We start from the raw sequence: 11,916 nt of genomic DNA, 5'->3' as shown, positions 1-11,916 counted from the left end.
TACACAACTATTTTATTCTTTATAGTATATTTTTTTATAAAAAATATCGAGGCACAAGAAATAGAACTAAAGATTACCTCAAAAATAAAAGACGAACAATTAATTTTAAATAATATAAAATTTAAAAACTCGAGCAAAGACACTGTTTTTTTAAAAAAAGAAATAGATAGAATTTCTAACTATTTAAAAAGTCTTGGATATTTATCTAATACATATATAACAAAATGGAAAAGCAAAAATGAGCTAACAACCTACTACACATTAAACACAAAAATAGAAAAAGCAATTATTAAAGTTGATTTCAATACAGAGAATAATTTTAAACTTCTAAAAGTTGAAAAAGGACTAATACACATCCCTTTCCATAAATTAAAAAAAACACTTACATACATATATAAAGAATTAGAAAGCCAAGGGAGGTCATTCTCAAAAGTACAACTTAAAAACATAAATATTTATAACAAAACCTTATTTGCAGACCTAAATATTAATCAATCTAAAAAAAGAACTATAGACAAAGTAACCATTAAAGGCTACAAAAACTTTCCTCAATCATTTATTAAAAACTACTTTAACTTAAAATCAAACACGGTTTTTAAACAAAAACTAATCCAGAACATATCAAAATCTACAAAAAACATTTTATTTGTATCAGAAATAAAGCCTCCTGAAATTTTATTTACGAAAGACTCTACAATATTATATATGTATCTTAATAAGGTAAACAGAAACAGTTTTGATGGGAATATAAATTTCGCATCTAAAGAAAACGGAAAACTACTTTTTAACGGAAATATAAACCTAACTTTAAATAACATCCTTAACAAAGGCGAAAAAATAAAACTAAACATAAACAGCATAGAACAAGGAAAACAAGATTTTAGTTTATTATCAGAAATACCCTATGTATTTAATTCAAAAATAAGTCCAGAATTTAAATTTTTAATACACAAAGAAGACTCAACTTTTTTAAACACAAAATTCGAATCGAAAATATCTTATCAATTAAATCAAAAAGCAAATATTGCATTTACATACAACTCAGAATCTTCTAAAAACATTAGCAAACTAATTAACCAAAACATTGAAACATTTCAGAACTATTTTACAGGATTAAAATTCCAATACAAAATTAAGAAAAATGACTATTTTCAAAATAATAAGTTAAACTTAGAAATAAACCCATCCATTGGAAACAGAAACACAGACACTAAAAACCAAACGCAATTAAAAATAGAATCTAGCATCTCTTATCTATGGAATTTAAATCTAAAAAATAGTTTTTTTATAAGAAACAATTCTGGAATATTAATTTCTGACACACTACTCAATAACGAACTTTACAGAATAGGAGGAGCAACCACAATAAGAGGCTACAATGAACAAAGTCTTTTTACAGATAAGTACTCATATTTCAATATTGAATATAGATACTTAACCTCTTTAAAATCTTACTTTTACACAATTACAGATATAGCTAACATCAATATAGACTCTATTAACAAAAACTTACTTGGCTTAGGTTTTGGGTATCATTTTACATCTAACAATTCTCAAATAAATTTAAGCACCGTAATCTCTAAAAACAATAAGCAGAAACTAAACACCAAAAACACAAAACTCCTTATAAGCTGGAGAAACTACTTCTAAAATCAAATTATTAAAAACACAATACTTTAAAGATTTTTCAAATGTTTTTAACTCTTTTTAACAATTTTCATTGCGTATTCAATAATAATATATGATATTTGCTTCAATTAATTCAAAAATATTCAATAATGAAAACAAAGTTTAATGGGATCTTAACGCTATTACAAGCGTTAGTTGTGCAAATTAATTTTGCGCAAGAAAAAACAAAAGACAATGAAACCGAATTTAATGGTAAATATTCTATTAAAATAAAACCGGTAGAAATTTCACTTTCTAATTATTTAAGATATAAACTTGTAGAAAAAACAGAAAGTATTCAAATACAATATAGTAATTTATAACTTTAAATTGTTTTTTTTAGAATAAAAAGTGAAAATAAAATAAATTAAAACACAAAGTCAAACTGCCTAATTGTTAACAATTTAAACTTAGTGAATATTAATATATAAATAAAAGCTCTTATTTAAAAATATAGTTTTTATGTTAAAAAATTGTTTATTTAAGTTTATTTTAAGACTTTTGACTTTAATTAATTCAAATAATTATACAAATGAAGACAAAGTTTAATGGAATTTTAACGCTTCTATTAGCGTTGATTGTGCAAGTTACACTTGCACAATCAAAAACTATTTCCGGTACTGTTTCTGATGAATCAGGGGCACTACCTGGAGTTAGTGTAATAATTAAAGGTACAACTACAGGTACTGAAACTGACTTTGATGGTAAATATTCTATCAAAGTAAAAAAAGGAGATGTTTTAAGTTTTAGATATCTTGGATATGAGACTCAAGAGAAAACAGTTGAAAACTCTAATACTATTAATGTTAGATTAAAAGAAGGTGGTGAGGTATTAGATGAGGTTGTTGTTACTGCAATTGGAATTTCAAAAAAAGAAAAAGCCTTGGGTTATAATGTTCAGTCAGTTGGTGCTGAAGTTATAAGTACAAAACCAAATGCAGATGTTATTAATTCTTTATCAGGAGCAACTTCAGGTGTTCAAATTGTTAGTTCTGGAGGGGAAGCAGGAGCATCAACTTATATTACTATTAGAGGAGCTGCCTCAATAACAGGTAACAATCAACCATTATTCATAGTTAATGGGATGCCAATTATTACTGGTGGTGGAGATAGTGGTACAGCAGGTGTAAATACATCTAATAGATCTATTGATATTAATCCTGACGACATAGAAACTGTTTCAGTTTTAAAAGGAGGTGCTGCAACTGCTCTTTATGGTTTACGTGCTGCCAATGGAGCAGTAATTATTACAACAAAATCTGGAAAGAATTTAACTTCTAGAAAAATAGATTTTCATACTTCTTTAGGTGTAGATATGATATCTCAAACTCCTGAAATGCAAACTAAATTTGCTCAAGGTAATAATGGAACTTGGATTGGAGGATTTCAAAGATCTTGGGGACCAAAGATATCTGACTTAGAATACGATGGAGACAATACATATATATGGGATCCTAATGGAAAACTTGTTGCTAAAGGAACTGGTAATGGTAATCCTGCTAAGGCATATGACCCATATGATTTTTTTCAAGAAGGAATAACAAAAAATAATAGGTTAAGTATTAGTAATGGAAATGATAAAGGAAATTACTTTTTTTCTATTTCTAATTTAGAACAACAAGGTATTATTCCAAATAATGAATACGGAAGGTCTACTGTTAGATTAAATGCTTCAACAAAACTTTCAGAAAAAACAACATTTGGAGCCAATTTTTCTTATACAAATTCAAGAGCTATACAAATCCAAAAAGGATCAAATGTATCTGGTATAATGTTAGGATTACTTAGAACGCCTCCTACATTTGATAATAGCGCAGGATATGAATTTGCCGACGGTACTCAAAGAACTTATAGAAACGGAGGAGGGTATGATAATCCTTATTGGATTGCTAATAATATTAAATATGATGAAGATGTAAATAGATTTACTGGAGGAATTGATTTAAATATAAAATTTAGTGAAGCTTTTACTTTACAATATAATGGAGGTGTAGATTGGTATAACAGACGTTATTTTGAACAATTTAAAATAGGGTCAAATGGTGCTCCTTCAGGATATTATGACGAATACCAATCTTTTGCGAGCGTAATTAATTCTGATTTAATCTTAAATTACAACAATGATCTCACTGAAGATTTAAATCTTAGCTTATCTTTAGGTAATAACTTTTATTCTTCATACAGTAAATATTTATTTTCTGATGCAGATGGTCTAGAAATCCCTGACTTTTATCATTTAAGTAATTCAAGTACAAACAATACTTCTCAGGGAACTTCTGAAATGAGAACTATGGCTGTTTTTGCAGACTTACAATTAGCTTATAAAGATATGTTATTCTTAGGATTTACAGGTAGAAATGATTGGGCTACGACTATGCCAGAAAATAATGATTCAGCTTTTTACCCTTCAGTTAGTTTAGGTTTTGTTTTTACAGAACTTGAAGAGATAAAAGGAAATTCTATTTTAAATTATGGTAAACTAAGGTTTTCAGCAGCTAGAACAGCAAATATTGCTGGTCCTTATAACACAGCAAGCCCTTTCGTTACAGCAGAAACAGCTGATGGGTGGACTAATGGTGTTAATTTCCCTTACAATAATGAAACTGGTTTTGCTTTAAGTAATGGATTAGGTAATCCAAACTTAAAACATGAAACACAAGATTCTTGGGAAATAGGTACTGATTTAAAGTTTTTATCTAACAGAATAGGTCTAGATTTTACTTATTTCAAAAATGTTAATAAAGATCTATTAATGAGTGTTCCTATTGCTTCTTCATCTGGTTTTGGTTCTGTATTCTTAAATGCTGGAGAGATGGAATCTAAAGGAGTAGAAATAAGTTTAAATGCATCACCTATAAAAAACGAAAACTTTAAATGGAATATATTAGCTAATTTTACAAAAATATCTAATATCGTAACCAAATTAGCAGACGGTGTAGATAATGTTTTTCTTGGTGGTTTTACAGTACCTCAGGTACGTGCAGTTGTAGGACAAGAATATAGAAGTATTTTTGGATATGATTGGCATAGAGATGAAAATGGTGCAGTATTAATAAATGACGACCCTACAGATAATTATAGAGATGGTTATCCAATGGCAGATGAAAGAGAAATGGTTCCTATTGGTAATTTCAATCCAGATTGGACAGCAAACATCACTAATACTTTCAAATATAAAAACTTTGGTCTATCTTTCTTAATCGATATTAAGCAAGGAGGAATGATGTATAATGGAACTGCATTTGCAATGAATTATATGGGTACTTCAAAAAGAACAGAAAATAGAGAGGTATATTATACTCCAGAAGGAACTATTGATTTTGATTTAACTCCCGCAGAAAATATTAAAGTTTTTAACGGTGTTTATGGACATGTTGATTCTGATGGAAACCCTGTTTCAAGTGGTGTAACTAATGTTACTCCAATTGTTGAAGATGAGTCTTGGTTTGAAGGACAGGGTAGTAACTTTGGTGGTGGTCCTTCTGTTGCTGCAATGGAGCCTGCTGATTGGATTAGATTAAGAGATGTTACAGTTTCATACAATCTAACAAAAGTTTCAAAATACATTAAAGATGCTCAAATATATTTTTCAGGTAGAAATTTATGGTTAAGTACTCCTTACTCTGGTATTGATCCAGAAACAAACTTATCTGGTGCTAGTAATGCTCAAGGAATGGATTATTTTAATAGTCCTGGTACAAAAACATATACTTTGGGTGTTAAAATGACATTTTAATATAATTAAAAAACATTATAATGAAAAAAATAGAAATTAAAAATATAATAACAATATTAGCTATACTGTTATTAACAGTATCATGTAATGATTGGATTGATCATGATATAAATGTGGATCCAGACTCTCCATCAGATGTCCCTATGAGTCTAATATTACCTGGAATTCAGCAATCAATGGGATATAATTTAGTTGGTAATAATACTGTGAGAACAAATAATATATGGATGCAGCATTTTGATGGAACAGACCGTCAATCTTATACTGAAGCTAGATATCAACTTACACCAGCAGATGTAGATGGGGTATGGAGTTCAATATATACTGAAATGATAATGAATTCTAATACAATAATTGAAAAATCTAAGGCTGAAGGTAAAGAATCACCACATTATGAAGGTATTGCTCAAGTAATGATAGCAACCAGCACTGGAATAGCAACAGATTTATTTGGAGATATACCTTTTAGTAAGGCTTTTGGAGGAAATCAAGGGATATTAAAAGCTGAATATGATTCTCAGGAAAAAGTATATGATACAATCTTTCAAATTTTGGACAAAGCTATTACAAATTTAAGTAGTACTAATAATACTATTTCAGTTGACGGAGATGTTTCTTATGGTGGAGATATTGATAAATGGAAGAAAGCAGCTTATTCTATAAAAGCTAGACATGCATTACAATTATCTGCTATAAACGGAAATGCAGCATATACAGAAGCACTTACTGCTGCTAGTAAAGGTTTTTCTTCAAATGATGATGATTTTATGGTACCATGGGAAGAAGCTAATAAAAACCCTTTATTTCAATTTATGGAACAAAGAGGTGATATAAGGATGGGGGCAACTTTCGTTGATCTTTTGAATTCAGTAAATGACCCTAGGTTACCATTTTATGTTGCAAAAGATGGAGATGGAAATTACACTGGTAGTGCTGCTGGTAGTGAAAACACTTCTGCTTCTGAACCTGGATCTTATATTGCTGGCTCTGATTCTTCTACAAACCTAATGACTTATTCTGAATTAAAATTTATCCAAGCAGAAGCTTATCTTATGCTTAATGATTCACGTGCACAAAAAGCTTGGGAAGACGCTGTAGCTGCTTCAGTTTTAAGGGTTACTGGTAATGATAACTCTACTTGGCTAACAGCAAATATTATAGGAGTACCTGTTACTTTAGAAAAAATAATTGAGCAAAAATATATTGATGGTATAGGAACTAATCAACCTTACGCTGATTATAGAAGAACTGGATTACCAAATTTAAATATTGCCACAGGAGCTGTTTTGTCTTCAATACCAACAAGGTTCCCTTATGCAACATCTGAATTAAACTATAATAGCGAAAATGTTCCTACTGTTACTATTTCGGATAAATTATGGTGGGATCAATAATTTTAAAAAAACAATAATGAAAAATATAATAAAAAAAATTACATTAATAATAGCAATATTTACTTTAGCTATTTCATGTACAGAAACTGAAGATAATTTTGAAGCTCTAACAAGTAAGTTAGATTTAAATGCTGCATCTAAATATTATGTTCAATTTACAAATGCAGCTCAAACTTCAGAAACTGGTGTTGCTTTAACAGGTGATTTAGTTGAAATAGAGACTACAGTTGCTGTTACTTTAATGGGAGCTCCTAAAAATGAAGATATTTCAGTTGATTTTGCTTTAGATCCTTCAAGTACATTAAGTTCAGACATGTTTACTCTATCAGCAAATAGTATTACTATTCCTGCTGGAGAAACATCTGGGTCTGTTGATTTTAGTACTATTGCTGAAAATATGCCTGTAGGTGAAACAGTTAATTTTATATTAAATCTAGATGCTGGTGAAAATAATTCACCAAATTCTAATGGTACTGTTTTAAATTACACGCTTAAAAGGATTGAATTTTGCCCTTTAACTAATGGATCTGTCGATTTTGAAGGATCTTGGTCAGTTACTACTGATGTTAATACTGGGAGTACAGGTAACCCTGCTTGGTTTACTGAGGTAAATTTCACAACTGTTGCAAATGGTACAGATAAATTAGATGTTTCAGGATTAGGTGAGAGCTTTATTGCTGGTTTTTGGGGAGAACCTGTTGTTTCTGGCGGTACTTTTACTATGGATATTGCACCAAATGGTGTTGTAACTATACCAAGACAATATATTTATACTACCACATATAGTGGAACTAATTATGATTATGAAATAGAAGGCACTGGTACTTGGACTAACTGTGGTGATAAACCAACATTAACAATAGCTTATGATATCTATTATCCTGGCGCTTCTGAAGGTCTTGCTCAAACTTATGCAAGTTACTTAAATGGACCTTCATTAGGAGGAACTTTTACTTTAAACTAACGTAAAATATTATATAAAATTTACAACAAGCCACCTCTTTACGAGGTGGCTTTTTTTTAGTCTAAAATTAGCATACATTTGTAAAATGGAGAATAACATGACAACAGAAACAACAAATATTTTTGGTATAAGAGCAATAATAGAAGCCATAGAAAGTGGATCTACAATTAATAAAATATATTTACAAAAGGGCTTAAGAGGAAACTTATTTTATGAACTAGACAAGTTAATAAAAACAAATAAACTTACTACAAGTATAGTTCCTGTAGAGAAATTAGATAGATTATCTAAAAGAAATAATCATCAAGGTGCTGTTGCTCAAATTTCACCTATAGAATTCTATAATTTGGAAGAATTAATAGAAAAAACGATTGAAAATAAAAAAACACCTTTATTTTTACTATTAGATCAGTTATCTGATGTTAGAAATTTCGGAGCAATAATAAGAACTGCTGAATGTACTGGAGTAAATGGAATAATCATTCAGAAAAATGGTAGTGCTCCAGTAAATGCAGAAACTATTAAAACTTCTGCTGGTGCAGCTTTTAAAATTCCTATTTGTAAAGTTGATCACATTAAAGATGCACTATTTTTACTACAAGCATCAGAAATAAAAACTGTTGCTGCTACAGAAAAAACAGAAGACTCTTTATATGATATCGACCTTAGACAACCTATTGCTATAGTTATGGGCTCTGAACATAGAGGTGTAAACCCTTCTATATTAAAAATGGTAGACTTTAAAGCAAAATTACCATTATTGGGTGAAATAGCATCTCTTAATGTTTCTGTGGCTTGTGGAGCATTTTTATACGAAACTGTAAGACAAAGAATGAATTAACGCTCCTCTTCTATTCTATCTTGTAACTCTTGTGGTGAAAAATTTCCGTTTTTATCAAATAAAGTATCAAATTCTGTTTCTATAAATTGATGCTCTTGTTTTACGATTCCTTTTTTTCTAAAGATAATTGCTAAAATAAACCCCATTAGAAAACCAGATAAATGTCCTTCCCAAGACATGCCTTTCTTAATTGGTAAAACATACCAAATCATACTTCCGTAAAGAAAAATTATAATTAAAGAAAGCGCTACTAATCTGTAGTGCTTTTTTATGATACCACTAAAAAAAACAAAACTAAATAGTAAATATACAATACCACTTGCACCTATATGATAAGATTCTCTAGCAATAACCCAAGTAATAAACCCTGTAAAAAAACCTCCAAATAGTAACACTTTATAGGCAACGTCTTTATAAAAATAAAAAAGACTACTTAAAAGTACAAATAAAGGTATAGAATTATTAAAAAGATGATTTGTATTACTATGTATAAAGTGTGTAAAAAAAACACCTTTAAAACCATTTAAAGTTCTAGGAAAAACTCCTAATTTATTAAAATTGAAATTAAAATTAATTTCTATCCAATAAATTAACCAAATTGTAACTATATAAACAATTGGAATTATTAAAAATGTCTTTGATTTTTTTAAGTAACTGTCTGAATTCATTAAAATAAAAATAACAAAAATCTAACCAAATAAGAATTTTACATTTTCTGTCAGAAATCTTTATTATTTTTACTTTATGAATGAACCTTTGGCAGAAAGAATTAGACCTAAAACTCTAGATGACTATATCAGTCAGCAACATTTAGTTGGTAAAAATGGTGTTTTAACAAATTTAATTAAACAAGGAATCATTCCTTCTTTAATTTTATGGGGACCTCCAGGAATTGGAAAAACTACCCTTGCTAATATAATTGCTACAGAATCTAACAGACCTTTTTATACTTTAAGTGCTATAAGTTCTGGTGTAAAAGATGTTAGAGAAGTAATAGAAAAAGCTAAAAAAAGTGGAGGATTATTTACAACAAAAAATCCTATTTTATTTATTGATGAAATTCATAGATTTAGCAAATCTCAACAAGATTCTTTATTAGGAGCTGTAGAAAAAGGTTGGATAACATTAATTGGCGCAACTACAGAAAATCCAAGTTTTGAAGTGATTCCTGCCCTTCTTTCTCGCTGTCAAGTTTATATCTTAAATTCTTTTGACAAAAATGATTTAATTGCTCTTTTACATAGAGCTATGAAAAAAGATGTTTTATTATCTACAAAAAATATAAGCTTAAAAGAAACTGATGCATTGTTACAAGTTTCTAGTGGAGATGCTAGAAAACTTTTAAATATTTTTGAATTATTAATTTCTACAGAAAATGAAATCGAAATTACAAACGATCTTGTTTTAGAAAAAATTCAGCAAAAAACTGTTAGATATGACAAAACAGGAGAACAACATTATGATATTATTTCTGCTTTTATAAAATCTATAAGAGGTAGTGATCCTAATGGTGCTGTTTATTGGTTAGCTAGAATGATTGAAGGTGGTGAAGATGTAAAATTTATTGCAAGAAGGTTATTAATTTCTGCTTCAGAAGATATTGGTAATGCAAACCCAACAGCTTTAATAATGGCAAATAATACTTTTCAAGCAGTATCTGTAATTGGTTTTCCAGAATCTAGAATTATTTTAAGTCAGTGTGCAGTATATTTGGCAAATTCAGCAAAGAGTAATGCTTCTTATATGGCAATTGGTAAAGCTCAAGAATTGGTAAGAAATACTGGCGATTTATCTATACCTCTACATTTAAGAAATGCACCTACTAAGTTATTGAAAGACCTAGATTACGGAAAAGACTATAAATACTCTCATGATTATGAAAATAATTTTGTTGACCAAGAGTTTTTACCGCATGAAATATCTGGCACAAAATTGTATGAACCCGGAAATAATATTAGAGAAAATAGCTTTAGAGAATTACTAAAAAATAAATGGAAAAATAGATATAATTATTAAAACTTAATTTTAAATTCCTTCTTTATTAACTTATCATTTTCATAAAATTCTGCATACCATTTATCATCAATTTTGTAAAGAGTACCATCTTTACCTTTAATGATAAAAACATCTTCTTTTCTAGTTTTTAAAATTTGAAATACAACTTCTGGCTTACTATTTACTAATTGAAATCCGTTTCCTTTTTCTTGTGCATACAAAACTTCTACAAGTTTAGATTTTTCTTTAACCTTTGTATTCGTTTCTTTTACAACTATCGGTAAATTATCAGTTTTATGAAGTGTTATATCCGTATTTTTTAGTGGATTGTTATAATTATAATTAAAATCACTCATCGTTTCAAAAGCATTTCTAATAGCTTCATGATACCCTTTTTTGTAATCTTTATGTTTACTTTTACCCATTTCTGAAGTGTACAAAACGGTGTCAAAACAATTTTTTAAAACAACAACCACTTTAACTGTAAACAAACTCGATTTATCTTCTAGTGAAGCCTCTAAAGCAGAACATTTTCCTCCTAACTTTAAGTCTTTAGGTAACTCTTCGTTACTTAAAAAAACTGTAAATCCTTTTTTCTCTAATAAAAATTTAGTTAAAGAGCTTGTTTGATATTGATCTGAATGTTTTAAGAAATCAAATTTATTTGGTACAATTACATATTTATAATTGTTAATTTTTTTATTTTGACTATACACTGAAATTGTTACAAAAAACAATAAACAGTATGCTATTTTTTTTATCATTTTAATTAAATATTATATTAAATCCTAATTGAAAAGAAATATTATTTGTTGCTGCAATATCGTTAAATTGAGCGATATTATCTACTATTCCATAAAAATTAACCTTTCCTATTTTAGCAGAAATACCTGCACCAATATTATAAAAAGAATAATCATCTACAGTATATGTAAGTTTTGCTCTTACTTTATCTAATAATGATTTTTCGAAAAAACCAGTTATAGCAAGTTGAGGACTTAAAGGTCTAAAAACTGAGTATAGTTGAATCCCTATAGCATTTCTATAAAAATCTTTATAGGTATTATCATAACATTCTTTACTTCTTTTTTCTCCAAAACTATACTTTAAAGATGCATTTACTTTTGTTGGTCTCCAAGAAATATATGCATCTTGATTAGAACCTGATGGAATTTTTTCTTTTACATCTGTATCTAATTCATTCCAATAATCTATCGAATTTGTTTCATCATAACTAAATTCAATCCCTTCAAAATTATAACTTCCTTTTATAAAAGAATTTTTAATGCTTTTTTTATGCTTTATAAAACCAAAATCT

The 11,916-nt window shown here is 28.6% G+C and carries 10 protein-coding genes; 7 read left to right on the top strand and 3 right to left on the bottom strand.

Annotated elements, in window-relative coordinates:
* From ABJG40_RS09125 to rlmB, 6 genes are all read left to right on the top strand, one after another.
* A partial coding sequence (locus ABJG40_RS09125) for a hypothetical protein (protein ID WP_348024282.1) occupies window positions 1–1,650 on the top strand: 1,650 nt, incomplete at its 5' end.
* A gap of 128 nt (window positions 1,651–1,778) precedes the next feature.
* Window positions 1,779–1,991, top strand: a complete 213-nt coding sequence (locus tag ABJG40_RS09120) for a hypothetical protein (protein ID WP_348024281.1) — start codon at window positions 1,779–1,781, stop codon at window positions 1,989–1,991.
* Window positions 1,992–2,200: 209 nt separating this feature from the next.
* Window positions 2,201–5,404, top strand: coding sequence for a SusC/RagA family TonB-linked outer membrane protein (locus ABJG40_RS09115; RefSeq protein WP_348024280.1), 3,204 nt, complete (start codon window positions 2,201–2,203; stop codon window positions 5,402–5,404).
* A 20-nt stretch (window positions 5,405–5,424) separates the two neighbouring features.
* Window positions 5,425–6,798: a SusD/RagB family nutrient-binding outer membrane lipoprotein gene (locus tag ABJG40_RS09110; RefSeq protein ID WP_348024279.1), complete on the top strand. Its 1,374-nt coding sequence runs from the start codon at window positions 5,425–5,427 to the stop codon at window positions 6,796–6,798.
* 16 nt (window positions 6,799–6,814) lie between these two features.
* Window positions 6,815–7,762, top strand: a complete 948-nt coding sequence (locus ABJG40_RS09105; protein WP_348024278.1) for a DUF1735 domain-containing protein — start codon at window positions 6,815–6,817, stop codon at window positions 7,760–7,762.
* A 97-nt stretch (window positions 7,763–7,859) separates the two neighbouring features.
* Window positions 7,860–8,603 carry a 23S rRNA (guanosine(2251)-2'-O)-methyltransferase RlmB gene (rlmB, locus tag ABJG40_RS09100; RefSeq protein ID WP_348024277.1) on the top strand — a complete coding sequence of 248 codons (744 nt, stop codon included), beginning with the start codon at window positions 7,860–7,862 and terminating at the stop codon, window positions 8,601–8,603.
* Here rlmB and ABJG40_RS09095 read toward each other — a convergent pair.
* A complete protein-coding gene (locus ABJG40_RS09095) occupies window positions 8,600–9,271 on the bottom strand; it encodes a rhomboid family intramembrane serine protease (RefSeq protein WP_348024276.1) in 672 nt (223 codons plus the stop codon). The genes rlmB and ABJG40_RS09095 overlap by 4 nt on opposite strands.
* 76 nt (window positions 9,272–9,347) lie before the next feature.
* On the opposite strand from ABJG40_RS09095, the gene ABJG40_RS09090 reads away from it, so the two are divergent.
* A complete protein-coding gene (locus ABJG40_RS09090) occupies window positions 9,348–10,619 on the top strand; it encodes a replication-associated recombination protein A (RefSeq protein ID WP_348024275.1) in 1,272 nt (423 codons plus the stop codon).
* On the opposite strand, the gene ABJG40_RS09085 is transcribed toward ABJG40_RS09090, so the two are convergent.
* Complete coding sequence (locus tag ABJG40_RS09085) at window positions 10,616–11,362, bottom strand: hypothetical protein (RefSeq protein ID WP_348024274.1); 747 nt, start codon at window positions 11,360–11,362, stop codon at window positions 10,616–10,618. The two genes, ABJG40_RS09090 and ABJG40_RS09085, sit on opposite strands and share 4 nt — an antisense overlap.
* A gap of 1 nt (window position 11,363) precedes the next feature.
* Window positions 11,364–11,916, bottom strand: a 553-nt coding sequence (locus tag ABJG40_RS09080; RefSeq protein WP_348024273.1) for a DUF5723 family protein, incomplete at its 5' end; no start/stop codon positions are given.

It is taken from the genome of Polaribacter sp., assembly GCF_039939415.1.
Lineage (GTDB): Bacteria > Bacteroidota > Bacteroidia > Flavobacteriales > Flavobacteriaceae > Polaribacter.
This window is presented reverse-complemented; position numbering and strand designations above follow the sequence as displayed.